The 24985-nt window shown below is 70.7% G+C and carries 24 protein-coding genes and 2 pseudogenes; 16 read left to right on the top strand and 10 right to left on the bottom strand.

Annotation, left to right across the window (positions count from 1 at the left end; genetic code table 11):
• Position 1 precedes the first annotated feature (1 nt).
• The 13 genes from ABZ880_RS17045 to ABZ880_RS17105 all read left to right on the top strand — a co-directional run bounded on the left by ABZ880_RS17045 (position 2) and on the right by ABZ880_RS17105 (position 12118).
• Complete coding sequence (locus tag ABZ880_RS17045) at positions 2 to 1045, top strand: ABC transporter permease (protein WP_361263470.1); 1044 nt, start codon at positions 2 to 4, stop codon at positions 1043 to 1045.
• 95 nt (positions 1046 to 1140) lie between these two features.
• A complete protein-coding gene (locus ABZ880_RS17050; protein WP_361262798.1) occupies positions 1141 to 2472 on the top strand; it encodes an L-fuconate dehydratase in 1332 nt (443 codons plus the stop codon).
• Positions 2465 to 3367 carry an amidohydrolase family protein gene (locus tag ABZ880_RS17055; protein WP_361262801.1) on the top strand — a complete coding sequence of 301 codons (903 nt, stop codon included), beginning with the start codon at positions 2465 to 2467 and terminating at the stop codon, positions 3365 to 3367. The genes ABZ880_RS17050 and ABZ880_RS17055 overlap by 8 nt, the downstream gene beginning before the upstream one ends.
• Positions 3358 to 3795 (top strand): RbsD/FucU domain-containing protein, encoded by a 438-nt coding sequence (locus ABZ880_RS17060; RefSeq protein WP_361262804.1) that lies wholly within the window; start codon positions 3358 to 3360, stop codon positions 3793 to 3795. The genes ABZ880_RS17055 and ABZ880_RS17060 overlap by 10 nt, the downstream gene beginning before the upstream one ends.
• Positions 3792 to 4835 carry an alcohol dehydrogenase catalytic domain-containing protein gene (locus ABZ880_RS17065; protein WP_361262807.1) on the top strand — a complete coding sequence of 348 codons (1044 nt, stop codon included), beginning with the start codon at positions 3792 to 3794 and terminating at the stop codon, positions 4833 to 4835. Before ABZ880_RS17060 ends, ABZ880_RS17065 begins: the two co-directional genes overlap by 4 nt.
• Entirely contained in the window at positions 4832 to 5593 is a 762-nt protein-coding gene (locus ABZ880_RS17070; RefSeq protein WP_361262810.1) for an SDR family oxidoreductase, read from the top strand. Before ABZ880_RS17065 ends, ABZ880_RS17070 begins: the two co-directional genes overlap by 4 nt.
• Positions 5590 to 6222, top strand: coding sequence for a bifunctional 4-hydroxy-2-oxoglutarate aldolase/2-dehydro-3-deoxy-phosphogluconate aldolase (gene eda / locus ABZ880_RS17075; RefSeq protein ID WP_361262813.1), 633 nt, complete (start codon positions 5590 to 5592; stop codon positions 6220 to 6222). Before ABZ880_RS17070 ends, eda begins: the two co-directional genes overlap by 4 nt.
• Positions 6219 to 7256, top strand: coding sequence for a sugar kinase (locus ABZ880_RS17080; RefSeq protein ID WP_361262816.1), 1038 nt, complete (start codon positions 6219 to 6221; stop codon positions 7254 to 7256). The genes eda and ABZ880_RS17080 overlap by 4 nt, the downstream gene beginning before the upstream one ends.
• Positions 7257 to 7292: 36 nt before the next feature.
• The gene (locus ABZ880_RS17085; RefSeq protein ID WP_361262819.1) at positions 7293 to 8306 is read left to right on the top strand and encodes an aldo/keto reductase; all 1014 of its coding nucleotides are present in this window, start codon (positions 7293 to 7295) and stop codon (positions 8304 to 8306) included.
• On the top strand, positions 8297 to 9019 hold the full coding sequence (locus ABZ880_RS17090) for a FadR/GntR family transcriptional regulator (RefSeq protein WP_361262822.1): 723 nt from the start codon (positions 8297 to 8299) through the stop codon (positions 9017 to 9019). Before ABZ880_RS17085 ends, ABZ880_RS17090 begins: the two co-directional genes overlap by 10 nt.
• A 221-nt stretch (positions 9020 to 9240) precedes the next feature.
• Positions 9241 to 10557, top strand: a complete 1317-nt coding sequence (locus ABZ880_RS17095) for a ferredoxin reductase family protein (protein WP_361262825.1) — start codon at positions 9241 to 9243, stop codon at positions 10555 to 10557.
• Positions 10558 to 10684: 127 nt separating this feature from the next.
• A complete protein-coding gene (gene trpC, locus ABZ880_RS17100) occupies positions 10685 to 11470 on the top strand; it encodes an indole-3-glycerol phosphate synthase TrpC (protein WP_361262828.1) in 786 nt (261 codons plus the stop codon).
• Between the two features lie 84 nt (positions 11471 to 11554).
• Positions 11555 to 12118 (top strand): MBL fold metallo-hydrolase, encoded by a 564-nt coding sequence (locus ABZ880_RS17105; RefSeq protein ID WP_361262831.1) that lies wholly within the window; start codon positions 11555 to 11557, stop codon positions 12116 to 12118.
• 156 nt (positions 12119 to 12274) lie between these two features.
• Here ABZ880_RS17105 and ABZ880_RS17110 read toward each other — a convergent pair whose 3' ends face one another.
• Positions 12275 to 12967, bottom strand: coding sequence for an amidohydrolase family protein (locus tag ABZ880_RS17110; protein WP_361262833.1), 693 nt, complete (start codon positions 12965 to 12967; stop codon positions 12275 to 12277).
• Positions 12968 to 13051: 84 nt separating this feature from the next.
• On the opposite strand from ABZ880_RS17110, the gene ABZ880_RS17115 reads away from it, so the two are divergent.
• Positions 13052 to 14062 (top strand): LacI family DNA-binding transcriptional regulator, encoded by a 1011-nt coding sequence (locus tag ABZ880_RS17115; protein ID WP_361262836.1) that lies wholly within the window; start codon positions 13052 to 13054, stop codon positions 14060 to 14062.
• A 662-nt stretch (positions 14063 to 14724) separates the two neighbouring features.
• Here ABZ880_RS17115 and ABZ880_RS17120 read toward each other — a convergent pair.
• From ABZ880_RS17120 to ABZ880_RS17145, 6 genes and pseudogenes are all read right to left on the bottom strand, one after another.
• Positions 14725 to 15726 carry an aldo/keto reductase gene (locus ABZ880_RS17120; RefSeq protein ID WP_361262839.1) on the bottom strand — a complete coding sequence of 334 codons (1002 nt, stop codon included), beginning with the start codon at positions 15724 to 15726 and terminating at the stop codon, positions 14725 to 14727.
• Positions 15723 to 16487 (bottom strand): SDR family oxidoreductase, encoded by a 765-nt coding sequence (locus ABZ880_RS17125; protein ID WP_361262842.1) that lies wholly within the window; start codon positions 16485 to 16487, stop codon positions 15723 to 15725. Before ABZ880_RS17125 ends, ABZ880_RS17120 begins: the two co-directional genes overlap by 4 nt.
• Positions 16484 to 16639 (bottom strand): hypothetical protein, encoded by a 156-nt coding sequence (locus ABZ880_RS17130; protein WP_361262845.1) that lies wholly within the window; start codon positions 16637 to 16639, stop codon positions 16484 to 16486. Before ABZ880_RS17130 ends, ABZ880_RS17125 begins: the two co-directional genes overlap by 4 nt.
• An 11-nt stretch (positions 16640 to 16650) precedes the next feature.
• Positions 16651 to 17502, bottom strand: coding sequence for a fumarylacetoacetate hydrolase family protein (locus ABZ880_RS17135; RefSeq protein WP_361262848.1), 852 nt, complete (start codon positions 17500 to 17502; stop codon positions 16651 to 16653).
• Between the two features lie 94 nt (positions 17503 to 17596).
• Entirely contained in the window at positions 17597 to 18487 is an 891-nt protein-coding gene (locus tag ABZ880_RS17140; RefSeq protein WP_361263473.1) for an amidohydrolase family protein, read from the bottom strand.
• Positions 18488 to 18782: 295 nt separating this feature from the next.
• A pseudogene (locus ABZ880_RS17145) lies at positions 18783 to 19097 on the bottom strand (alpha-L-fucosidase); the annotation flags it as partial.
• Positions 19098 to 19105: 8 nt separating this feature from the next.
• Here ABZ880_RS17145 and ABZ880_RS17150 point away from each other — a divergent pair.
• Positions 19106 to 20013 (top strand): annotated as a pseudogene (locus ABZ880_RS17150) (Glu/Leu/Phe/Val dehydrogenase dimerization domain-containing protein); the annotation flags it as partial.
• Positions 20014 to 20428: 415 nt separating this feature from the next.
• Here ABZ880_RS17150 and ABZ880_RS17155 read toward each other — a convergent pair.
• The 3 genes from ABZ880_RS17155 to ABZ880_RS17165 are packed head-to-tail and all read right to left on the bottom strand — an operon-like array spanning position 20429 to position 24041.
• Positions 20429 to 21637, bottom strand: coding sequence for an amino acid deaminase/aldolase (locus ABZ880_RS17155; RefSeq protein WP_361262851.1), 1209 nt, complete (start codon positions 21635 to 21637; stop codon positions 20429 to 20431).
• On the bottom strand, positions 21634 to 22944 hold the full coding sequence (locus ABZ880_RS17160; protein ID WP_361262854.1) for a D-arabinono-1,4-lactone oxidase: 1311 nt from the start codon (positions 22942 to 22944) through the stop codon (positions 21634 to 21636). Before ABZ880_RS17160 ends, ABZ880_RS17155 begins: the two co-directional genes overlap by 4 nt.
• The gene (locus ABZ880_RS17165; RefSeq protein WP_361262857.1) at positions 22941 to 24041 is read right to left on the bottom strand and encodes an alpha/beta hydrolase; all 1101 of its coding nucleotides are present in this window, start codon (positions 24039 to 24041) and stop codon (positions 22941 to 22943) included. The genes ABZ880_RS17160 and ABZ880_RS17165 overlap by 4 nt, the downstream gene beginning before the upstream one ends.
• A 129-nt stretch (positions 24042 to 24170) precedes the next feature.
• Here ABZ880_RS17165 and ABZ880_RS17170 point away from each other — a divergent pair, with 129 nt between their 5' ends.
• Positions 24171 to 24815, top strand: a complete 645-nt coding sequence (locus ABZ880_RS17170; protein ID WP_361262860.1) for a TetR family transcriptional regulator — start codon at positions 24171 to 24173, stop codon at positions 24813 to 24815.
• Positions 24816 to 24985 lie beyond the last annotated feature (170 nt).

A 24985-nucleotide genomic window follows, 5' to 3' on the forward strand; every position in this document is an offset into this window, starting at 1 on the left:
GATCCCTGAATCCGTCCTCGCGGACACCGCTGCCGGCAAGGGCACGGAGCCGGCGCCCAAGCGGACCGTGCTGCTCGGCGGCCGGATACCCCTGGCCCGCCTCCGTGACCTCGCGCTCGTCCCGGCCATCGTGGTCATCGCGATCGTCGGACAGATCGTCAACCCGGTCTTCCTGCAGGCCGACAACCTCATCAACGTCCTGCAGACCATGTCCGAGATGGCCCTGCTGGTCCTCGCCCAGACGATGATCCTCATCGTCAAGAAGATGGACCTGTCGCTCGAATCCACCATGGGCCTCGCGCCCGGTGTCGCGGCCTGGCTGGTCGTGCCGGTCGGCGCGGGCCACGGACTCGGACTGCTCCCCGGCGCATGGTCCGTTCCCGTCACCCTGGCCGTGGGCGCACTCGTCGGCGTGATCAACGCCCTGCTGATCATCCGCTTCGGGCTCAACGGCTTCATCGTCACCCTCGGCATGCTGATCGTGCTGCGCGGCGTCCTCACCGGCATCTCCGGCGGCCAGACCTTCTTCCAGCTGCCGCAGTCGATGCTCTACCTGGGCACCGCCGAATGGTTCGGGATGCCCGCGTCCATCTGGGTCTGCCTGGTGCTGTTCGCCGTCGCGATCGTGGTGCTCGGCTGGACCAGCTTCGGCCGCTCCCTGTACGCGATCGGCGGCAACGTCGACGCGGCGAAGGCGGCCGGCATCCGCACCGACCGGGTCCTGTGGATCGTCATCGTCACCGGCAGCGTGCTGGCCGCCCTCGCCGGACTGATGCTCTCCGGACGGCTGGCCTCGGTCGCCTCGGCGCAGGGCAACGGCTACATCTTCACCGTCTTCGCCGCCGCCGTCATCGGAGGCATCAGCCTCAACGGCGGCAAGGGCACCATGTTCGGCGCCTTCAGCGGCATCCTGCTGCTCTTCATGATCCAGAACGTGCTCACGCTCGCGGGTGTCCCCGCGCAGTGGATCGGCGCCCTCAACGGCCTGATCATCCTGGTGGCGCTGACCATCTCGCGCATCACCGGCGGCAAGGTCCAGGAGTGACCCGGGCGGCCCGCACGGCCGCCTCGCACTCTCCGCCGCGCCACCATCTCGTCACCAGGGGCCGAATCGCCTCTGCCCTCACAGGAGTTGCCGCCATGTCATCCGCCCTGTCCGCTTCGTCCGCTGCTCGCATCACCGCTCTGGACGTCCTCGACGTACGCTTCCCGACGTCCGAGCACCTGGACGGCTCGGACGCGATGAACCCCGAGCCCGACTACTCCGCCGCCTACGTCGTGCTGCGCACGGACGCCGGTGACGGCCTGGAGGGCCACGCCCTGGCCTTCACCACCGGGCGCGGCAACGACGTGCAGGCCGCCGCCATCGCGGCCCTCGCCCCGCACGTGGTGGGCCTGTTGGTCGAGGAGGTCTGCGCCGACCTGGGCGCGTTCTCCCGCTCCCTGGTCCATGACCCCCAACTGCGTTGGCTGGGACCGGAGAAGGGCGCCATCCACATGGCGACCGGCGCCGTCGTCAACGCCGCCTGGGACCTCGCGGCCAAGCGGGCCGGCAAGCCCGTCTGGCGCCTCCTCGGCGAGATGTCTCCCGAACAACTGGTCGCGCAGGTCGACTTCCGCTGGCTGTCGGACGCGCTCACCCCCGAGGAGGCCCTGGAGATCCTGCGCCGCGCCCAGCCCGGCCGCGAACAGCGCATCGGCCGCCTGCTCGAGCAGGGCTACCCCGCCTACACCACCACCCCCGGCTGGCTCGGCTACTCCGACGAGAAGCTCGCCCGCCTCGCCCGCGAGGCCGTCGCCGACGGCTTCACCCAGATCAAGCTGAAGGTCGGCGCGGACCTGGAGGACGACGTACGCCGGATGCGCACCGCCCGCGAGACCGTCGGCCCGAACATCCGCATCGCTGTGGACGCCAACCAGAGATGGGACGTCCAGCCCGCCATCGACTGGATGCGCGCGCTCGCCCCCTACGACCCGTACTGGATCGAGGAGCCCACCTCCCCGGACGACATCCTCGGCCACGCCGCCGTGCGCAAGGCCGTCAGCCCCATCAAGGTCGCCACCGGCGAACACATCGCCAACCGGGTCGTCTTCAAGCAACTCCTCCAGGCCGGCGCGGTGGACATCGTGCAGATCGACTCCGCACGGGTCGGCGGCGTCAACGAGAACGTCGCGATCCTGCTGCTCGCCGCGAAGTTCGGCGTCCCGGTCTGCCCGCACGCGGGCGGGGTCGGCCTGTGCGAAATGGTGCAGCATCTGTCGATGTTCGACTACGTCGCCGTCTCCGGCACGGTCGAGGACCGTGTCATCGAGTACGTCGACCATCTGCACGAACACTTCGTCGACCCGGTGCGCATCGTCGACGGTCACTATCTGGCGCCGACGCTGCCCGGGCTGAGCGCGCAGATCCACCCCGAGTCCCTCAAGGAGTACGCCTACCCTGACGGCCCCGTCTGGATCGCCCGTGTCTGACGCCCAGGCTCTCGTCGACGCCCACCACCACGTCTGGGACCTGGACGTCCGGCCGCAGCCCTGGCTGGACGAGCCGGGGCACGAGCCGATCCGCCGCAACTTCAGCCCCCACGCCCTGCGTTCGGCCGCGACCCGGCCGATCGCCGGACGGCGACTGACGCGCGCGGTCGTCGTCCAGTGCGTCGCCTCCGTGCCCGAGACCCGCGACCTTCTCGTCCTGGCCGACATCGACCCGCTGATCGGGGCCGTGGTCGGCTGGGCGGACCTGACGTCCCCCGCGATCGGCGACGTACTCGACGACCTGCGGACCGGGCACGGTGGCCGGTACCTGCGGTCCCTACGCCACATCGTGCAGGGCGAGTCCGATCCGCACTGGCTCCAACGGCCGGACGTGGAAAGGGGGTTGCGAGCGGTCGGGGAGCGCGGGCTCGGATACGACGTGCTGATCCGCAGCCACCAGCTCCCGCAGGCGATCCGTCTCGCGGAACGGCTCCCCGAGCTGCCGTTCGTCCTGGACCACGCGAGCAAGCCGCCGATCGCCGACGGTGATCTCGCGGACTGGATACACCAGGTGCGTCTGCTGGCCGGACACCCGCACGTGGTCTGCAAGCTGTCGGGACTGATCACCGAAGCGGACCACGAGAAGTGGACCGTCGACGACATCCGTCCCGTGTGGGACGTCCTGCTCTCCGCCTTCGGCCCCGACCGGTTGATGTTCGGCTCCGACTGGCCGGTCGCGAACCTCGCGGGCGGCTGGAACCGCTGGGCCGCCACCGTCGAGGAACTCCTGGACGGCTGTTCCGACACCGAGATCCACGCGGTGCTGGCCGGCACCGCGACCACCTTCTACCACCTCGACCCCCGTCCCACGAAGGAGGTGACACCGTGCTCCTGACGGAACTGCTGCACCCCGAAATCCTCGAGTCCCTGGCCGGAGCCGGCCACGGCTCCCGTGTGCTGCTCGCCGACGGCCACTACCCCGCGAGCACCGCCACCGGCGAGCGCGCCAGAACCGTCCACCTCAACCTGGCCCCCGGCCTGCTCGACGTCACCACTGTGCTCGACGTCCTGCTGCGTGCCCTGCCTGTCGAGGCGGCCCACGTCATGGTGCCGCCCGAGGGCGAACCGGAGCCGCCCGCCATCGCCGAGCACCGCTTGATGCTGGCGCCTCTCCCGGTCGACACGCTCGGCCGCTTCGAGTTCTACGACGCCGCCCGCTCGCCCGACCTTGCGCTGGCGATCGTCACCGCCGACACCCGTACCTACGCCAACCTGCTGCTGACCATCGGCGTCCGCGCTGAAGGGACCCTGACAACACGATGACACTCGCCGTCCGTTACACATCCGCCCGCACCCTGGACACGGCCCCCGCGCCGAGCGCGCCGCCCGGTCCCGGCGAGGTGGAGCTGGCCCCCGCCTACGTGGGTATCTGCGGTACCGATCTGCACATCTTCCACGGCGACCTGGACGCCCGGGTGCGGACGCCTGCCGTGCTGGGGCATGAGATGTCCGGCCGGGTGGTGCGGGTCGGGCCGGGCGTGGAGGGCTGGCAGCCCGGTGACGCGGTGACGGTGATGCCGCTGCGCTGGGACGACACCTGCCCGGCCTGCCGCGCGGGCCATCAACACATCTGCCAGCACCTGGACTTCATCGGTATCGACTCCCCGGGTGCGATGCAGCAGCGCTGGAAGGTACCCGCCTCGACACTGATCTGGCTGCCGGAGGCGCTCGCCCTGGACCGGGCCGCGCTGGTGGAGCCGACGGCGGTGGCCGTGCACGACGTGGGCCGCGCCGCCGTGCGTGAGGGTGAGAAGGTCGTGGTGGTCGGCGGCGGTCCGGTCGGGATCCTGATCGCGCTGGTGGCGCGGGCCGCGGGCGCCGAGGTGCGGGTGGTGGAGCTGAGCACCCACCGTCGGCTGCTGGCCGAGGAGTTGGGGCTCGTGGCCTGGGACCCGGCCGCCGACGACGTGCCGGCACTGGTGCGGCAGTGGACCGGGGACGCGGGCGCGGACGTCGCGTTCGAGGTGTCCGGTGCGGCGGCCGGCGTGGACACGGCGGTCGACGTGCTGGGGGTGCGCGGCCGGTTGTGCCTCGTCGCCATCCACCCTCGGCCCCGCGAGGTGAACCTGCACCGCTTCTTCTGGCGTGAACTGACCCTGGTGGGAGCGCGGTTGTACGACCGCTCGGACTTCGAGCGGGCGGTGACCCTGGTCGCCGACGGCACGATCCCGGCCGGGCGGCTGATCAGCAAGGTTGTGCCCCTCACCGAGGCACCTGCGGCGTTCGAGGCTCTGGAGGGCGGCGGCGACGTGATGAAGATCCTCGTGGACTGCACCGGCGACGCCCGGGGAGCCGCCGTATGACCGCCTTCGACCTCACGGGAAAGCTCGCCGTCGTCACCGGGGCCCGGCGCGGCATCGGCCGGGCCATGGCCCGCGCCCTCGCCGAGGCCGGCGCGGACGTCATCGGCGTCAGCGCCACGCTGGAGGAGTCCGGCAGCGCAGTCGGGAAGGACGTCCTCGCCGCGGGCCGCACCTTCGAGGCGATCCGGACCGACTTCGCCGACCCGGAGGCCGTACGGGCCCTGGGCGCGGAACTGGCCGGGCGCGAGCGGCCGGTGGACATCCTGGTCAACAACGCGGGCACGATCCGCCGCGCTCCGGCCGTCGAACACGCCGATTCGGACTGGGAGTTGGTGCTCCAGGTCAACCTGAACGCGCAGTTCGCGCTGACCCGCGCGGTGGGCGCGGCGATGGTGGCCCGCGGCCAGGGGAAGATCATCTTCACGGCGTCGCTGCTCAGTTTCCAGGGTGGCATCACCGTGCCCGGCTACACCGCCGCCAAGCACGGCATCGCCGGCCTGACCAAGGCCCTGGCCAACGAGTGGGCCCCGCACGGCGTCAACGTCAACGCCCTCGCACCCGGCTACATCGCCACCGACAACACCCAGGCCCTGCAGGACGACCCGGTACGCAGCAAGGCGATCCTGGGCCGCATCCCGGCCGGCCGCTGGGGCAACGCCGACGACCTCGCCGGCGCCACCGTCTTCCTGGCCTCGGACGCCGCGGCCTACATCCACGGCACCGTGCTGCCCGTCGACGGCGGGTGGCTGGGCCGATGACCGGCACGGACCTGGCCGCCGTGCTGGCCGGAGCCCGCGTGATGCCGGTGCTGACCGTGCCCGAACCTGCCACGGCCGGCCCGCTGGCCGAGGCACTCGGCTCCGGGGGTGCCCGGTGCGCCGAGGTCACCTTCCGCACCCCGGACGCCGAGCGGGTGCTCAAAGCGATGGCGGCCCACGGCGGGCTGACCGTCGGCGCCGGCACGGTCCTCACGCCCGAGCAGGCGGAACGCGCGGTGGCAGCCGGGGCCGGCTTCGTCGTCTGTCCCGGCTTCGACGAGGAAGTCATCGCCAGGTGCCGGGAGTTGAGGGTGCCCATGGTGCCCGGTATCGCCACCGCCACCGAGCTGATGCGCGCCCTGAAGGCGGGCATCGACACCGTCAAGTTCTTCCCCGCCGAGCCGCTCGGCGGCCTGCGGACGCTGCGAGCGCTCGCAGCCCCCTTCCCCCGGACGCGCTTCGTGCCGACCGGCGGTATCGAAGCCTCCCGCCTGACCGCCTACCTCGCCGAGCCGGCCGTCCTCGCCGTCGGCGGCAGCTGGATGGTCACCGCAGCCCACCTGGAGCGGGGCGACTACGAGGAGATCCGCCGACTGACCGCCCAGGCGGTGGAGTGGAGCATGACGTGATCGACGTGGTGGCCCTCGGCGAGGTCATGCTGCGCTTCGACCCGGGGGAGGGGCGGATCCGCACCGCCCGCACCTTCCAGGTCTGGGAGGGCGGCGGCGAGTACAACGTCGTCCGCGGGCTGCGGCGCTGCTTCGGCCTGCGCACGGCCGTCGTCACCGCGCTCGCCGACAACGCCGTGGGCCGGCTCGTCGAGGACCTGATCCTCCAGGGCGGCGTCGACACGTCCCTGATCCGCTGGGTGCCCGACGACGGCATAGGCCGCACAGCCCGCAACGGCCTGAACTTCGTCGAACGCGGCTACGGCATCCGCGGCGCACTCGGCGTCAGCGACCGCGCCCACACCGCCGTCTCCCAGTTGCGGAAGGGCGACGTGGACTGGGATGCGGTGTTCTCGGCCGGCGTGCGCTGGTTCCACACCGGCGGCATCTTCGCCGGCCTGTCCGACACGACCGTCGACGTCGCCGACGAGGCCATGGCCGCGGCCCGCCGCCACGGTGTCACCGTCTCCTACGACCCCAATTACCGCCCGAGCCTGTGGGCCGGCCGGGGCGGTGCCGACGCCGCCCGCGAGGCCGACCTGCGGCTCGCCCGGCACGCCGACGTCATCGTGGGCGCCCTGGGTCTGGCCGGGACGCACCCGGGACAGGCGCGCATCGGGGACGACGCAGTGGCGGACGCCCTCGCCGAGGTGGCCGGCCTGCTGCCCGCAGCGAAGGTACTGGCGACGACCTTGCGCGGAGTGCCGTCGGCCGGTGTCAACGACTGGTCCTCGGCCGCCTGGTCCGCCGAGACCGGTTGCGTCATCGGCCCCCGGATGCCCGGCCTGCACGTCCTGGACCGCATCGGCTCCGGCGACGGCTTCGCCGCCGGCCTGATCCACGGACTGCTGGGCGACGTCGGCCTGGAGCGCGCCCTGGCCTACGGCACCGCCCACGGCGCGCTCACCATGACCACGCCCGGAGACGTCTCCATGGCCTCAATCGCCGAGGTCGAGGCGCTCATCGCGGGTGGGTCGGCCCACGTCAGACGCTGACCGACACCCGCATCGGCCGTATCCCAGGAGCACGTCTTGCACCAGCGGAAGATCCAGAACACGTCCGTCTCACTGACCGAGCTCGGCTTCGGGGCCTCCGTGATCGGCAACCTCTACCGCGTCACCCCGGCCGAGGACGCGACCGCCGCCGTCGAGGCGGCCTGGGAGGCCGGCCTGCGATATTTCGACACCGCACCGCACTACGGCCTCGGCCTCTCCGAGCGCCGTCTGGGCGCCGCGCTGAAGGGCCGACCGCGTGCCGAGTACGTCATCTCCTCCAAGGTGGGCCGACTGCTGGTGCCCAACGAGGAGCCACGCGGGGTCGACGCCGAGGGCTTCGTCGTCCGGGACGACCTGCGCCGACAGTGGGACTTCAGCCGCGACGGTGTACTGCGCTCCATCGAGGACACGCTGCGGCGCACCGGCCTGGACCGGCTCGACATCGTCTACCTGCACGATCCTGACGACCACTGGCGGCAGGCGGCGGAGGAGGCCATGCCCACGCTCGCGGAGTTGCGCGACCAGGGCGTGATCGGTGCGATCGGTGTCGGGATGAACCAGTCGGCGATGCCGGCCCGCTTCCTGCGCGAGACCGCCGCAGACGTGGTGATGCTCGCCGGGCGCTACACCCTCCTCGACCAGTCCGCGCTGGACGACGTCCTGCCCGCCGCGCTGGACCTCGGCAAGAGCGTGGTGGCGGTGGGCGTGTTCAACTCGGGACTGCTCTCCCGTGACCGGCCCGCCGAGGGCATGAAGTACGACTACCAGGACGCCCCGCCGGCGCTGGTCGCTCGTGCCCGGGCGATCGCCGACATCTGCGCGGCGCACGGGACCAGCCTGCCCGCCGCCGCGATCGCTTTCCCGTACACCCATCCCAGTATCATCAACGTCACCCTCGGCATGCGGACTCCGCAACAGGTCGGACGAAACGTGGGACTCCATGATCAGCGCGTCCCGGACGGCCTCTGGGACGATCTGAGCGCGCAGGGGCTGATCAGGGCGGACGTGCTCGCGGGGCACGGTGGAGGGAGGGATGTGCGGTGTCTCTGACGGACAAGGCCATCGAGCAGATCCGTGAGCTGATCCGGACCGGTGCCCTTCCTCCGGGCTCGAAGCTCCCACCGGAGCCGGACCTGGCCGCTCAGCTGGGTTTGTCCCGCAATCTCGCCCGTGAGGCGGTCAAGGCGCTGGCCGTGGCGCGGGTCCTGGAGGTCCGGCGGGGGGACGGCACTTATGTGACCAGCCTCCAGCCGAGCCTGCTCCTGGAGGGGCTCGGTGGTGCGGTGGAGCTGCTGCAGGGCGACTCGGTCGCTCTGCAGGACCTCATGGAGGTACGGCGGCTCCTCGAACCCATGGCCACGGCCCTTGCCGCCACGCGGATCTCTGATGAGCAGCTGGCCGAGGTGAAGCGGCATCTGGACGCCATGCGCGAGGCCCGCGACGACGTCGAACGGCTCAACGCCCATGACGCCGCCTTCCACCGCGCCGTCGTCTCGGCCACGGGCAACGAGACCCTCCTCACCCTCCTGGAAGGGATCTCCGGCCGCACCCTGCGCGCCCGCATCTGGCGCGGTCTGGTCGACGACAAGGCCGCGGGCCGCACCCTCGCCGAGCACGAGGCGATCTTCAACGCCCTCTCCACCCGTGACGCCACCCTCAGCCAGGCTGCGGCACTGCTGCACGTGAGCAACACCGAGCAGTGGCTGAGGGAGCACCTGCGCTCGGGCGAACCGCTCCCCTTCGGGACGACAGTGGGGAAGTGACGGGCGGGCACCGTCACCACGACAGCGCCGACGAACCCGGCATGTGTACGCCAACAGCCCTCTGAAGGCTTGTGGTTAAGGCGTTAATCAATCAACGTACCGGCCGACGGCGGCCGATGGGCCGTCAGGTGATCCGCCGCACCGACGGACGAGTTCTCGCGGTCGGCAGAGGGACATGAGGGGAAGCGGTGGAAGCGACGAGTTCACAGGTGCGGGCAGGGGTGCGGCAACGCACCGTACCTCCGGTCGTTGCGGCGCGGTGGGCGCTGTGGACCTTTGTCATCGTCAACCTGGCGATCGTCGAGGTCCTGTTCCTCGACGCCGGGACCGGCCAGAACGGGGTGCTCACGGTCGCCAAGTTCTTCGGCCTGCACGCCGCCGTGCTGATGCTGTTGCAGCTGCTGCTGGTGGCCCGGCTGCCGTGGCTCGACCGCCGTATCGGCATGGACCGGTTGACCGTGTGGCACCGGTGGGTCGGCTTCACCCTGGTGTGGACCATCCTCACCCACGCCACGCTGGTGGTGCTGGGCTTTGCCAGGCTCGATGACGCGTCGATGACGAAGACGTTCCTCGCGCTGGCCGGAGTGCCGGCCTCCCTGCTCGGGATGGGGGCCGCCGCGATCGTCGTCGTGGTCGCCGCGGTCTCCGCCCGCTACGTGAGGCGGCGGCTGCGGTACGAGACCTGGCACGGCCTGCACCTGCTGCTGTACGTGGCGTTGGGGCTGTCGTTCGTCCACCAGCTGCAGGAGACCACGACCTTCACCTCATCCGCGCCCGCGAAGATCTACTGGTGGGCGCTGTGGCTGTTTGCGTTCGGTGCCCTGGTCACGGGCCGGATCGTGATGCCTGTGTGGCGCAACGCCTACCACCGATTCGAAGTCGCCGCGGTGGTCCCGGAGTCGGACGACGTGGTGTCGGTACACGTCACCGGCCGCCACCTCGACAGGCTGCCGGCCCGGGCCGGCCAGTTCTGCATCTGGCGATTCCCCGGGCACAACCACTGGTGGCAGGCGAATCCCTTCTCGCTCTCGGCGGCACCCGACGGCCGCACGCTGCGCCTCACCGCCAAGGCGGTCGGCAGCACCAGCGCCGGCCTGCGGCACGTCCCGGTCGGGAGCCGCGCGTTCGTCGAGGGGCCGTACGGGGCATTCACCTCGTTGCATCGAACGCGGGCCGGTGCACTGCTGATCGCCGGAGGAGTGGGCATCACGCCGATTCGAGCCCTGCTCGACGAGGAATCGGCCGGCGACGTCGTCGTGCTCTACCGGGTGCGCAGCGAGGACGACGCCGTGCTGGTGGACGAGGTACGAGCACTGGTCGCGGACCGCGGTGGGCAGCTGCACCTGCTCGCCGGCCGCACAGGGGAAGGGAACTCACCGTTCGAGCCGGACAGCCTCCGTGCCCTGGTGCCCGACATGACCGAACGCGACGTGTACGTCTGCGGCCCCACCGCGATGACCTCGGCCGTGCTCAGCGCGCTGCGCGGGCTGAAGGTTCCCCACCGGCAAGTACACGCCGAGCGGTTCGGCCTGGCCTGAGCCCCGCCTGCGGCGGTGCGAGCGGGGGCATGGACTTTTTTGAGCACGACTTGGATGTGGATGATGCACGGCCTCACTCGAGCCGGGGGACGTCCGCAGCCGCAGACGATTCGACAGGGAGAAGACGATGAGCGTTCTGGACGGGATCCTCGAGGGAGTTCGCGAGGACCTGGAAGAGCGTAAGCGTGCAACGCCGTTGGCGGAGCTGCGCTCCCGGGCGGCGGACGCGGCACCCGTGCTCGACCCGCTGCCCGGTTTCCGAGCGCCCGGGGTGTCCGTCATCGCCGAGGTGAAGCGAAAGAGCCCCAGCAAGGGGACGCTGGCAGACATCCCCGACCCCGCGTCGCTTGCGGCCCAGTACGCGGCGGGCGGTGCCGCCGCGATCAGCGTGCTCACCGAGCGCAGGCGTTTCGGTGGCTCCCTCGCCGATCTGGACGCCGTACGGGCCCGGGTCGACGTGCCCGTTCTGCGCAAGGATTTCATCGTCGACCCCTACCAGCTGTGGGAGGCCCGCGCGCACGGCGCCGATCTCGCGCTTCTCATGGTCGTGTCACTGGACGACAGCCAACTCACGGACCTGATGGGGCTGTGCGGACAGCTGGGTCTCACGCCGCTGGTGGAGGCGCACACGGCCGACGAAGTGCGGCGCGCTGTCGCTGCGGGAGCCGAGCTCCTCGGCATCAACGCGCGGGACCTGACAACGCTGGATGTGGATCGCAGTGTGTTCGCCGACCTCGTGACGGCCATTCCGGAAGGCACGGTCAGGGTCGCGGAGTCGGGAGTGACGGGCCCGAAGGACGTGGCGGAGTACCGCGGTTGGGGAGCCGACGTGGTGCTGGTCGGCGAGGCACTGGTCCGCTCGGGGGACCCGCGCACGGCCGTTCGCGAGTTCATTGAGGCGGCAGGGGCGTAACGGCGTGCGGCTCGCTCAGCGGGCCGCGCGGAAACGCGTCGTCCTCAGCAATTCGCACCCACCCATCACCCGAGGAGCCCCCTGATGACCGCTGCCTTCCACGTCCTGACCACCGGTTACGCCGACACGCGGGTGGCCGGCACCGTCACCCTGCTCGTCGACGGCGAGACGGTCGCGGTCGTCGATCCCGGCATGGTCGCGGACCGCCGACTCATCCTGGACCCGCTGGCGGACCACGGAGTGACCCCCGAAGACGTCACCGACGTGATCTTCAGCCACCACCACCCGGACCACACGCTGAACGCGGCCCTGTTCCCCCAGGCCCGCTTCCACGACCACATGGCGATCTACCGGAACGACATCTGGGAGGACCGCGATGCCGACGGATACCGGCTGTCGCCGTCGATCACGCTCATGACGACCCCCGGCCACACCGCCGAGGACGTCAGCACCCTGGTCACGGCCACCGAGGGCCTGGTGGTCCTGACCCATCTGTGGTGGACCGCCGAGGGGCCGGCCGACGATCCCTTCGCGCCCGACCGCGAGCAACTGCGGGCAGCCAGGGAGAAGGTCCTGGCCCTCGGCCCGGCGCTGATCGTGCCGGGACACGGGGCACCGTTCGCGCCGTCGCCGTCGACGCCCCTCTAGCGTCTCCGGTTCCGGTACGACGCCGTGGTAGGCAGCATCAGCGTGCCGGTCGCCGCCGAAGTCAGGGCGTACCGATCCGCCTTACGAGGCTGACCACTGAACGGCCGACCGCGCCCCGCCCCCGTGAGTGGGCCGGGGCGCGTCGTCCGGCGTGGGTCAGTGCCGTTGGCAGCAGGAACCACCGCGGGTCCGGCCGGCGCCCAGCGCGCCCATGCGCTGCGCCGCCTCGGCCCGGGCCCGACCCGTCTCCGATCCCGCATCGTGGACCACCCGTCCGGAGACCAGGGTGTACCGGACCTTGGTGGCGCGGATGTCCTGCACCGGCACCCTCGTGAAGTCCCGGTCGAGGACGATCCGGTCGGCCCGTTGGCCCGGCCGAACGGTTCCCGAGCCGCCGCCGTCCAGCTGGTGCGCGGCGCCCGCGGTGTGCATGACCAGCGACTGGTGCCGGGTCAGCGCTTCGCGGGGGTTGAGAGGCGGGTGGTTCTCCTCAGGGTTGCTGCGGTCGATCGCGGTGGCGATCTGGGTGAAGGGCAGCAGCGGGTCGACGGGCCAGTCCGAGCCACCGGCCAGCCGGGCGCCCGCCTTGGCCAGGCTGTGGGCCGGGTACACGCGCGCGTACCGCTCCGGCCCGATGTAGGGCCGCAGTGCGTCGTTCGTGAACGCGGAGGGCATCGCCCACTGCAACTGCATGCTGGCCACCACTCCGGCCCGGGCGAAACGCCGGTAGTCGTCGGGGTGCACCAGGTGCCGCAGAGGTGCCGTCGAAGACGTCTGGCATCTGATTAACTCCTCACCCGGCGGCTGGTCCGGCCGCCGTCGCCGGGCAGGCTGATTGATTAAGGTCATAACCACAAGCCGTCACGGGGCTGTTGGGAACATGGGGTACACACGGCGAGCTCGCGTGCCTGGCGGCGTCCCACGCTCGATGCCGTGGCCGCACGTGCCGGCGTGTCCACGGCCACGGTGTCGAACGCGCTCAACGGCACCGGACGACTCTCCGAGACGACCAGGCAGCGCGTGCTGGCCGCGGCCCGCGAACTCGGTTACGCCCCGGCCGGCACGGCCCGGGCCCTGGCCCGCGGCGGCACCGGAGTGCTCGGCCTGACCATGACGACGTACGGCGACCTTCCCGTCCCGTACACCGAGATCCCGTACTACGCACAGCTGGCGCTGGGCGCGATGGCGGAGGCGCACAAGCGCGGCTATCTGCTCCAGGTGATGCCGGGTTCGATGTCATCGTGGATGTGGCTCAACACGCCGATGGACGGCGTCATCCACGTCGATCCGCGCGCGGAGGACCCGGTGCGTTCCATCCTGCGGGAGCGGGGCATACCGATGGTCTGCGAAGGGAGGCCGCCCCAGCCGCACTGGTGCGACGCGTGGGTGGACGCCGACTACGAAGCGGGCCTGCTCCTCCTGCTCGACCACCTCACGCAGTCCGGGGCCCGGCGGATCGGGCTCTCCCTGCCGCTTCACGACGACGCGTACCCGCACCTGATCGCGCACGCCTACCGGGCCTGGTGCGACAAACACGGCATGCCCGCCCTCGTGGAGGAGTACGCCTCAATGCCCGACTACTTCACGGCCGAACAGGACGCGGTCGGCCGACTGCTCGACCGCGATCCAAGACCGGACGCCGTCCTCGGCGTCTACTCCGACTCCGGTCACAACATCCTCGCCGCCGCTCGCGACCACGGTCTTCGAGTGCCGCGGGATCTGCTGGTGGCATGCCTCAGCGAGGACCCGGACTATGCGACGACCACCCCGCCCGTCACCACGCTCAGCCTCCGTCCGGACCGGGTGGGGGGCGAAGCGGTCGACCTGCTGATCGCTGTCATCAACGCCCGCAGCGGCGTGGACCGGCATCGGCTCGTGCAACCGGTGCTGCTCCCTCGACGGTCCACACGGCGCGCGGCGCGACGCAGAAACGGCACACCGTGACCACCTCCTCAATGTTCACCCGGACCTGTCCGCGGCCGAACTCGTCCGCGCAGCAGTGGCCGAAACGGTCGGCATGTTCCTGCGCCACAAACGGTTCCTGCGGGCCGTCGTCCTGACCTCGGCGTCACATCCCGAGATCCGGAACCGAGGTTCCCGCTACAGCCAGGAGCTCGGGAACGGATTCGCCAAGGTGGTCCTTCGGGCGGCGGACGCCATCACGCTCCCGACGTCGAAACTGCGGTCCACTCCTGCTTCAGCACCGTCTTCGCCGCGTCGGTCATCCGTGTCGCCTACGGTCCGGGATTCGCCAGGCCGGTACCTGTCGAGGACGACGCGTTCACCGCCGATCTGGCAGAGACGGCCGTGCGCTACCTGCTGTCTGCCTGACGGCGTTTGGCCCGAACCTCCCGGGATCAGCCGATCGACAGTGGCAGGCTCCAGCCGCCCACGGCGAGGGGGACGTTGCTGATCCGCCCGCCTCGAGCCCGGCCGAGGCCGGGCGCGCCTGCGAGCGGGACGGATCTTCAGGGTCGTCCAGAGGCGAGATGTACGCGGAACTGGCGGCCGCTCGGCGAAGGTCCGTGAGCAGCGTTCCACCAGCGAGACGGCCTCCGGGCGGTTGCCGGTGTCGTTGAAGCAAGCGACGAACAGGGCGATCCGCGTCACTCCTCCTCGGCCGGGGTCGGTACGTGAGCGGGCAGCAGTCCGCGTTCCTTGAGCTCCGCCCAGAGCGCGTCGGGAATGGGGAGGTTGACCATTGCGGCGGCGTCCCGCACCTCGCCGGCGCTGCGGGTGCCGACCAGGACCGACGCGACGGCCGGGTGCCCGAAGGGGAATTGGAGCGCGGCGGCGCGCAGCGGGACGCCGTGCCGCTCGCACGCTTCTTTCAACTGCGTTGCCCGGACGAGGAGTTCGGTGGGGGCTGCGGCGTAGTCGAAGGTGGCGCCGGGCTTCGGGTCGGCGAGCAGGCCGGAGTTGAAGACCCCGCCGACCACCACGCCGACGCCGCGCTCGGCGGCGAGCGGCAGGAGCTCGGCCAGCCCTCGCTGATCGAGCAGGCTGTAGCGGCCGGCCAGCAGCACGGCGTCGATGTCCGTCTCACGGACGAACCGGGCAGGCAGCTCGGCCTGGTTCATGCCGACGCCGATCACGCCGAGCACGCCCTCGGCGCGCAGGCGTTCCAGCTCGGGGTAGGCCTCGGTGAGGGCCCATTCGGCGTGGTCGTCCGGGTCGTGCAGGTAGGCGATGTCGATCCGGTCCACGCCCAGGCGCTCGAGGCTGCCCTCCAGTGAGCGGCGTACGCCCTCGGTGCTGAAGTCCCATCGGCGGCGGTGCGTCGCGGGGACCGCGAAGCCGCCGTGGGCCAGGTCGTCACCGTCGACGGAGCCAGTTGGCTCCAGGAGACGTCCGACCTTGGTGGAGATCCTGTACTGCTCGCGGGGCATGCCGCGCAACACGGTGCCGAGCCGGCTTTCGGAGAGGCCGAGGCCGTAGTGCGGGGCGGTGTCGAAGTACCGGACACCACACTCCCAGGCGGCAACGACGGCTTCCTCGGCCTCGGTGTCGGTGACCGGGGTGAAGAGATTGCCGATCGCTGCCGCGCCGAAGGCGAGTTGACTGGCCCTCACCGGCCCGGGCCCGAGCATGTTCTGGCGCATGGTCATGACCTCACGTCGGGACGCAGACGCAGGCCCGCCATGCCGCCGTCGACCGCGAGGGCGGTGCCGGTGACCGAGACGGCCGCGCGGGAGGCCAGGTAGACGACGGCAGCGGCCACCTCCTCGGCGGTGATCAGGCGTCCGGTGGGCTGACGGGCGTTCAGGGCAGCGCGTTCGGCGGCCGGGTCGTGAGCGGCCTCCAGCAGCCGGCCGACCCACGGGGTGTCGACGGTGCCGGGGTTGACGCAGTTGACCCGGATGCCCTCGTGGACGTGGTCGGCTGCCATGGCGAGGGTGAGCGAGAGCACGGCGCCCTTGCTCGCCGCGTACAGCGCACGCTGCGGCAGACCGGCAGTGGTGACGATGGATCCGATGTTGACCACCGAGGCCTGAGCGGATCGGCGCAGGTACGGCAAGGCGGCCCGGGTGGCCCGGACGACCCCGAGCAGGTTGACGTCCAGGACGCGGTGCCACTGCTCGTCCGGGTTGTCCTCGATGCTTCCGATCGCACCGATGCCCGCGTTGTTGACGAGGATGTCGATTCCGCCGAGTACCGCGGCCGCGGCGTCGACCGCCGCGCGCACGGAGGCGTCGTCGGAGACGTCGGCGGTGAAGCCCCGTAGTGGTTCTTTCAGCGATGCGGGGGCGAGATCGAGGACGGCGACCCGTGCGCCGCGTTCCGCGAGCAGGGACGCGGCGGCGAGGCCGATCCCGGAGGCGCCTCCCGTGACCAGTGCCGTGAGTCCTTCGAGGTCTGTCGTCGTCATGCCTGCGACTCCTCGTGGCGCATCGGTTCGGCCGATCGGAAGGGGGCGTGAGGGTACTGGCAGGTGTCCAGGGCGGCCTCGGGCTCGCGTGAGGCGGGGAAGCGGATGCCGCGGGTGTCGACGGCGGTGATCCGCGCGGCGGATGCTGCCAACGTGGTGCCTTTCACGCGTTGACGAACGTCTGGCGCTGGATGCCGAGGCCGTCGATGGACAGCTCGACCGTGTCGCCCCCGCGCAGGTACGGGGTGCCGGGCAGGCCGAGGGCCACGCCGGCTGGGGTGCCGGTGTTGATGACGTCACCGGGGCGCAGCACCATGTACTGGCTGAGGTACCAGACCAGGTACCCCACCTCGAAGATCATGTTCTTGGTGTCGCCGGCCTGCCTCGTCTCACCGTTGACGGTCAGCCGCAGGCCGAGCACCTGCGGGTCGGCCACCTCGTCCGGCGTGACCAGCCAGGGCCCCATCGGGTTGAAGGTCTCGCAGGACTTCCCGAGGTCCCACTGTGCCGAGTAATCCAGCTGGAACTCGCGCTCGGAGACGTCGTTGCTGATGGTGTATCCGGCGATGTGCGCCGCCGCCTCGTCCGGGCTCGCCAGGTAGCGGGCCTCCCGGCCGATCACGACCGCGAGCTCCACCTCCCAGTCGGTCTTCACCGAGCCGCGCGGGATCAGCACCTGGTCGTACGGGCCGACGACGGTCGCCGGGTCCTTCATGAACACCACCGGCCGCTCGGGGACGACCGCTCCTGTCTCCGCCGCGTGGTCGCGGTAGTTGAGGCCGACGCACACGACCTTGCCCGGTCGGGCGATCGGCGCGCCGATGCGCAGCCCGGCCGGGTCGACCTCGGGCAGCTGTCCGGCAGCCAGCGCTGCCGCGGCTCTGTCGGTCCCGCCGGTGGCGAGGAACGCCCCGTCAATGTCACCGGTCAGTTCCACAAGGGCGAATATGCGTCCGTCCTCGCCGAGGACCGCCGGGATTTCCTCTCCCCGTGCGCCGATCCGAAGCAGTTTCATATGCACTCCCATTAAGACGTCGGATGGAATTTCGGCAGGCAGGAGCCGGCTCGACCTCACCCGGACCGGGCGGCCACGCATCGGACGGCACGCGTCAGCGTGATCCCAAGGTCCGTTCAGTACGAGTGAGGCGGTAGAAGGTGGTCGCGGTGCCCGCGAGAATCGCCGAGGTCTCGTCCGTGGAACATCCGTCGAGCAGTTCGTCCACCGTGGCGGCCCAGCGGTTCCAGCCGCCCGCGAGGTTCGCGACCGGCCAGTCGGAGCCGAACATCAACCGGTCGGGGCCGAAGGCGGAGAGCAGGACGTCCCACACGGGACGGATGTCGTCGACGGTCCACTTCTCGTGGTCCGCTTCGGTGATCAGCCCCGACAGCTTGCAGACCACGTGCGGGTGTCCGGCCAGCAGGCGCACCTGGTGTACCCAGTCCGCGAGGTCACCGTCGGCGATCGGCGGCTTGCCGGCGTGGTTGAGCACCTGAGGCAGGTCCGGGAACCGCTCGGCCAGCCGGATCGCCTGGTCGAGCTGATGGCTGCGGACGAGCACGTCGTAGCAGAGCCCGCGCTCCCCGACCGCCGCCAACCCGCGTTCGACATCGGGGCGTTGCAGCCATTCCGGATCCGTCTCGCCCTGCACGAGATGACGCAGGGACCGCAGATATGTGCCGCCCGGCCCGGCGAGCAACCCGTCGGGCAGGTCGCCGATCGCGGGGGACGTAAGGTCCGCCCAGCCCACCACGGCCCCGATCAGCGGCTCCCGCTCTGCGAGCGCGAGCAGGTCCTTCGTCTCGGGCACGTCCGGTACGCACTGCACGGCCACCGTGCTGTGCAGACGGCGGCCCGCGCTGAGTTGGGTGGCGGCGGCACGCAGGTCGTCGGGGGTGAAGGTGCGGCGGATCGTCGCCAGGACGGGGTCGTCGAGCCAGGGTTGCGGGCGCTGGTCGAGGTCCCACAGGTGGTGGTGGGCGTCGATGAGTGGGGCGGGGATCACTGGTGGTCCAAGTCGGGTCGGTCCAAATCGGGTCGGTCCACGTCGGGCGGGGCCACGTGAGTGCGGGGCGAGGTGCGTCAGGCGCTGGTGGTGTCGCCAGGCGGGTTCCAGCGACGCCTGTTCGGATAGCGTTCCGGGTCGGGGTCCATGCAGAGCCGACAACGCCCAGCGCTGCACCCGCGAACGCCGGACCGCACTCACTCTCGAGCGCAGTCTGCTGCCCGAGCGGCTGCCACAGCCTGGTCGCCAGCCCCTGGCCGAACCCGTCCGCGTCGCTGCCCTGCTCGGCGATCCAGCCGCCGTCCCACCACAGGTCGTCGATCACGCCGTACTGGGTGACCAGCTCCTTGACCGACTCGTACACCTCGGTCTTCATGATCCGCGCGTTCTCCTTGTGTGCCGGATCGGTGGTGTAATTCCACGGGTTGCTCGCGCAGTTGGTGCCGGTGACGTCGTAGTAGCCGGGGTAGCGCCAGTCGATGGGCGAGTAGTGCAGGCCCACCTTCAGCCCGGCCGCCCGCACCGCCGCCACATAGTCCTTGACGAAGTCACGGCCCAGCGGTGCCTGTCCGGAGCTCCAGGCGTTGGGGTGGTTCAGCGGCCACATCGCGAACCTGCCAGTCGTTCATGACCGAACTCCACCGCCACCTCGGTGAGAACACCGACGTCCCCGCCGGTGACATCGGCGTCGGCAGCCGTGAGATCGGCTTCCTCTTCGGCCAGTACAAGCGCATCACCAACCGCTACGAGTCCGGTGTGCTCACCGGCAAGGGCCTGAACTGGGGCGGTTCGCACGTCCGCACCGAGGCGCCACCGGATACGGCACCGTCTACTCCGTCTCCGAGATGCTCGCCGAACGCGGCCAGGACCTCGACGGCAGGCGGGTCGTCGTCTCCGGTTCCGGCAACGTCGCGATCTACGCCGCCCGGAAGGCGCACGCCCTGGGCGCGAAGGTCGTCGCCATGTCCGACTCCGGCGGCTACGTCGTCGACGAGGCGGGCATCGACGTCGAACTGGTCAAGCAGGTCAAGGAAGTTCGCCGCGCCCGCATCAAGGAGTACGCCCAGACCATGACCCGGGCCCGCTACGTCGAGGGCGGCTCCGTCTGGGACGTACCGTGTTCGGTCGTCCTGCCCTGCGCCACGCAGAACGAACTCGACGAGCAGGACGCCCGGACCCTGCTGACACACGGAGTCGTGGCGGTGGCCGAGGGCGCCAACATGCCCACCACCCCGCAGGCCGTACGACTGCTGCAGGACTCCGGCGTCGCCTTCGGGCCCGGGAAGGCGGTCAACGCGGGCGGCGTCGCCACCTCGGCGCTGGAGATGCGGCAGAACGCCACGCGCGACGCCTGGTCCTTCGAGGACACCGACCGCCGCCTCGCCGCCATCATCGCCGGCATCCACACCACCTGTCGTACGACCGCGGAGGAGTACGGCGCCCCGGACAACTACGTCGTCGGCGCCAACATCGCGGGCTTTGTCAAGGTGGCCGACACCATGCTCGACCTCGGGGTGATCTGACAGGCAGAGGCCTGTGCCGTGTTCGTCGACCCTACCGTGCGGGTGCGTCCGGAATGTGTGAGCGGGCCCCGGCCGGTGAACGGCCGGGGCCCGCCCTCTCAGCCGCGCCGTGGCTCGCGTGGTCGATCAGGAACAGGTAGTCCGCGGACGGGGACCGACGGCGCACCACCTCGACGCCCTCAGGCGCCACGCGCCGGTTCCACGCCGGTCTCGGTCCGGCCGGCAGCGAGGAGGGGCGCGAGCGTGACCGACCTCGCCGCTGAGCGGTAGTGCTCGTGTGCTGGAACCGATGGGCGCCGCCAATCCGGGACCCCGGCTCTGGTCGTGGCCCCCGGAACGGCAGCCCGGCTCACTGTGGCGAAAGCCGGCGCGTGGACGGTGGCTGGAACGGATCTTCCTGCGCCGTCCGAGTCGCTCAGAGAAAACAACGGCCCTCGCCCCGATACGTGGGGACGACATCGACGACGTTCCCGTCCTGGACCAGGTGCAACTCGTTGAAGCGCTCGCACAGTTCGCCCGCCTTGGCGTGCCGGAAGAAGACGGGCGATCCTGTCGTGAGGTGCTCTGCCGCGGCACCGTTCAGTGGTGTCTGCACCTCCCCGGGACCCTCGTTGCTGTCGTAACGCAGCCCCGGCGGGAACGTCGGCACGGGCGCTCGGTCCCAGCGCGGGACGCCGGAGGCGATGTAGCCGCCCCCGAGCACGGTCACCGTCCTCGGGCCGGGCCTGCGCACGACGGGCAGCGCGAAGAACGCCGCGGGCTGCGGGGTGAACCGTGTGTACCTGTCGAACAAGGTGGGCGCGAAGAGCCCGGATCCCGCCGTGACCTCCGTGACGGCGGGCTCGCTCGTGACCAGTTCCAGGTCGCCCGTTCCGCCGGCGTTGACGAACTCCAGCGGCGTGATGTGGGAGATCGCCTCGACCGCGTGCGCGCGTCGTTCCCGTAGCTCGCGATGGGATCTGTCCTGCATCAGCCGGATCGCACGGTTGAGGATCGGCCGGTTCGGAACGGCGTCGCCCTGCCCGGCGATCTGCGCCTCGTACGACATCACGCCGACCAGGCGGGCGGAGTTGCTGCGCTCGACGCGCCGGGCCGCAGCGGCGGCCTGCTGCGGTGTGTGGATCGGGGTGCGCTTCGCCCCGATCCTGATCCGGCCGCCCGCCAGCCACAGAGACGCGTCGAAGTCCAGGCAGGTCTTCACACGGACGTCGTGGCGACGCGCGGCCCCCTCGATCAGCTCGACATGGTCCGGAGAATCGATCATCACGACCGGGGCGCCTTCGGGGTCCTCGGCGGTGCGTTCGGCCAGGGTGCCGAGCAGCTGGGTGTTCGTCGTCGGGTACGCGACCAGAACCCCCCGGGCGCCAAGGCCGTGCAGCCACAGTGCCTCGTCGAGGGTGAAGGCCATGATGCCCTGGAAGCCCGGGTCGAGCTTGAGGACGTACTCGACGATCGAGCGGGCCCGGATGGACTTGGACGCGATGCGGACCGGTTTGCCGTGAGCCCGGCGCAGGAGGTCGTGCGCGTTGGAGGTGAGCGCGTTCAGGTCGACGAACGCGAAGGGTGGTTCGGTGCGCGCGAACACCTGCCGGTAGTGGTCCCCGGCGTCGCTGCGGGTGTTCATCCGGTCATCACCTCGCCGTGGGTTCCAAGGACCCTGCGGGTGTGGGCGTTGGCGAACGTTCCGGTCGGGTCGAGCTCGGTTCGCGTTCTCATGAAGTCGTTCCAGTGCGGATAGAGGGGTTGCAGAGTGTGTGCCGTCCGGGTGTGCTGTTTGCCCCAGTGGGGCCGACCCCCGTAGGTGGCCATGACGTCCTCGAACGCCCGGAAGAAGTGGTCGGAGTCCATGCCCTGGAACTGGTGCGCCGCGATGTAACAGGTCTCGCGGCCCTCGGCGGTGGACAGGTACGCGTCGTCGGCGGCGGTGAAGCGCACTTCGAACGGGAACAGGATCGGCAGTCGCTGCCGCTCGACGAGTTCGAGGCAGGCGGTCAGCGCCTGAGCGCAGTGGCTTCGCGGGATCGCGTACTCGCTCTCGGTGAACTTCACCTTCCGCGCGGTGGCGTAGACGCGATGGGCCACGTCCTCGACCTGTGCGTCGGACATCGAGCGGGCGACGGTGGCGTTGAGGGTCGGAACCAGGGACGGGAACCTTCTGCCGAGCCGGCACAGTGCGCCCAGGACGGTGTTCTCGACGAGTTCCTCGCGAAGCTGCCGCTGCCAGCGGGGTGTCGGCTTCGGGGCGTCGCTGGTCCGGGTCGATGTCCTGGTCATGGCGACCCGGGTGTACGGCCAGATGAAGAACTCGAAGTGGTCGTTGCCGTCGACCAGTTGGTCCAGTCCGGCCAGTACGTCGTCAAGGGGTCGAGGTCGGTCGACGCGACGCAGGGTGTACGCCGGGACGCATTCGACGGTCACTTCGGTGACGATGCCGAGCGCCCCCAGCGACACCCTGGCAGCACGGAGAAGCTCCGGTGTGGTGCTGTCCAGCTGTCGTACGGTGCCGCCCGCGGTGACCAGTCGCATGCCCACCACCCGCGACGACAGGTTGCCGAACGCGCGGCCCGTGCCGTGCGTGGCTGTCGCGAGGGCCCCGGCCACTACCTGTGCGTCGATGTCGCCCTGGTTCTCCAGGGCCAGGCCGTGCTCGGCGTTACCCGGGCCCAGCTCGCGCAGGGTGATGCCGGCCTGCACAGTGACCCGGTGCCCGTCGACCGACAGCAGACGGTTCATCCGCGACAGGTCGACCATGATGCCGTCGGTGCAGGCCAGGTCGCTGAAGGAGTGGCCGCTGCCCACCGCGCGGACGGTGATCCCGCGCTCGTTCGCGGACCGCACGGCATCGACGACCTCTTCCTCGCCGTGCGGTCGTGTCACGGTCATCGGGTGGCAGGTCCGGTTGCCGGCCCAGTTCTTCCACGTGGCGCTCATCGGGCCTTCGCCTCGGGGACGGTCAGACCGGCCCGGGAGGTCAGTCCCATGCGGAGTGCACCCGCGGCTTCGAGCAGCGCTTCCCTGGGGGCGGTGCCCACGCCGGTCGCGTTGACCATGCTGTGCGTGATTCCGCTGTGGCGTCTGAGCACGGCGGGAACTGCGGCGTCGCGCAGCTTGTGCGCGTACGCCTCGCCCTCGTCCCGCAGGACGTCGAACCCTGCCACGGCCACATATGCCGGTGCCACGTCGTGGACGTCGTCGGCCAGAAGGGGCGAGACCCGCGAGTCCGTGGCCTGCGCGGGGTCGGGAAGGTAGTGGGCCTTGTACCAGTCCATCTGGTCCTCGGTGAGGAAGAGCCCCTTGCCGAACAGCGCGTATGAGGGGTGCTTGCGCGAGAGGTCGGTGACCGGCATGAAGAGGAGTTGCATCGCGGGTACCGGCGAGTGCGCCTCGCGGGCCCGCCGGGCCGTCTCCAGGGCCACCACGGCTGCGAGGTTTCCGCCCGCGCTCTCCCCGCCCACCGCGATGGCGGCCGGGTCGACCTGGTACTCCCCGGCCCGTTCCGTGACGTGCGTGAAGGCCGCGAGCGCGTCGTTCACCGCCGCCGGGAACGGGTTCTCCGGTGCCAGCCGGTAGTCGACCGCGATGACGGTGATCGACGCGTGATGGGCCAGGAACCGGGCCACGGAATCGCTGGCACCGAGGTCTCCGAGCACCCACCCGCCACCGTGGAAGTACACCAGCGCGGCCGAAGGGCGCCGGATGCCCGCCGGACGGTACAGGCGGGCCGCGATGCCGCCCTCGGGCGTCGGGATCGTGATGTCCCGGACCTCTTCGACGAAAAGCTCGTCGCCGAAGATCCAGGCTTCGGAGGCGATCTGGGCGCGCCCTTCGGCGAGCGGCAGTGACTCGAACGTCTTCGAGACGGTCAGGCCCAGGACGCGCATGCCGACCTGTGCGTCCAGGTCCATCACCTGCCCGTCGATGCACAGGGGCCGGCCGGCGATGGCCCGCTTCACGGCGGTCGGGAGGCGGCCGAGTCCGCGTGCCGCGAGGCGCGCCAGTCTCTCGGGCACCGGGTGTATGTCGGTCATCGCGTCTCGCTCCTCTGGGATGGGCATGGCGTCACGCTAGGGTGAACTCTGGACGTTTGTCCAGAGTTCAGCTCGGTCCTGATTCTCGGGCGCTTGGGGGGCCGCAGACCCGTCGGGTAACTTCGGGGCATGGGGATCAGGCCGCAGTCGCACTACGCACGAGGGCAGGCACGTCGGGAAAAGCTCCTGGATGCCACGGCGGAGGTCATCGCCACCCGGGGGCTGGAGGGGACCACCCATCGAGCGGTCGCCGCGGCGGCCGGGCTGCCGCCGTCGACGACCTCGTACTTCTTCGCCTCCATGGACGAGCTGATCGGCGCGGCGGTCACGCGGATCGCCGACGGCATTCTGGAGGCGACGCAGGACCTGATGGCCGACGTCCCCACCGCCGAAGCAGCCGGCGGCGACCTACGCACGGCCGACGGCGACACCCTCGCCATGGAGTACGTCGACCGGCTGAGCGACATCCTGATCGCGTCCAAGGAGACCCTGATCAGGGCCCAGTTCGAGGCATATCTCGCCACCTCGCGGCGGCCGGAACTGGCGGAGCCGGTGCAGCGCATCGTGCAGGCGCTGGAAGAGGCCGCCGAGTCCATGTTCGTGGCGCTGGGGGCCGTGGACGCACGCCGGGCCGGCCGTGAACTCGTCGCCATGATCGACGGGTTCGCACTGCAACGGCTCGCCCATTCCCGGCCCGACGACCGTGACGTACTGCGCGGCGCCCTGCGCCGGCTGACCGCGGCTCACCTGAGGCCGGCGTCCGCCCTGACCTGAGGAGCCGTCACCCGGCTGTCACCCCTTGCCCGCGAGGCGGTCGAGTGCCCGCATGGTGACGGTCATGGCGCGTGCGTAGCGCTCACCGCCGATCCGGCGGGCTTGCCGAGGGCCTGCCCGAGCCGCCTGGCCACGTTCTGTGAATCGGCGTACTTCAGCAGACCGTGCCG

This window comes from Streptomyces sp. NPDC047043 (genome assembly GCF_040644055.1).
In the GTDB taxonomy this organism is placed as follows: Bacteria; Actinomycetota; Actinomycetes; order Streptomycetales; family Streptomycetaceae; genus Streptomyces.